Below are 763 nucleotides of genomic sequence, written 5' to 3'. Positions count from 1 at the left end.
GGGTAGTGGCCGGGGGCGGGTTGGTGTGGCGCAGCAGGTCCCGGATATCGGCCAGGCCATGGGCCGGCGCAGTGACCGGGCTGCCTGCCGCGTCGTAGGCGACCGCGGCGGGGTAGGCGTTGCCCGCGGCCTGTTTGTCCTCGTCGGTGGCCGCGTTCCGGAACTCAAGGGGGCAGCCGGCCATCGCCTCGTACCGCTCCTGCTGCGCCTCCAGGGCGGCGCAGAACCCGCACGACGCCGCGGTGAAGATCACTACGTGGTCGATGCTCCCGGCTGTCGGCCATCCGACCGGCCCGGCACCACGACGACGACGGCGGCGGCGGCGGGCGGCATGGTGAAGCCGGCCTGCGACCGCGACGGCCACCGCGACCCCGGCGACGGCGGCCGTACTGGCCGCCGTGACCGGCACCGGCCCTGCCACGGCCCCTGCCAGACAGGCCACGGCGCCGAGCAGGCACGCGAGGGCATGTCTGAGGGTGAATCGGGAGGGCAGCCAGCCACCGAAACACCCGCACTCCCGGCCCCGCAACACCACCGCCGCCACCGCGTACCCGGCGAAGACCATGCCGACAACGGCCAGCCGGGCGCCAACGGGCAGCGGTGCGAGCGCCGCCGCCACGACGGCCGCCTCGCCCGCCGTCACCACACCAGGGCCGGCCAGGAGACGGGCACGGCCACCCACCGGCCACACCGACACGGTCGCCTGCCAGTCGGCGAGTTTGGCGATCACACTCAGCGTCAGTACGCCGGTGCCGACCGCCTG

Annotated in this window: 1 protein-coding gene; it reads right to left on the bottom strand. The window is 75.0% G+C overall.

What is annotated here, in order from left to right; all coding sequences use genetic code 11:
• On the bottom strand, positions 1-763 hold a 763-nt coding region (locus tag E2651_RS44535), incomplete at both ends, for a hypothetical protein (protein WP_209446405.1).

Source organism: Streptomyces sp. MZ04, assembly GCF_004684775.1.
Lineage (GTDB): Bacteria > Actinomycetota > Actinomycetes > Streptomycetales > Streptomycetaceae > Streptomyces.
This window is presented reverse-complemented; position numbering and strand designations above follow the sequence as displayed.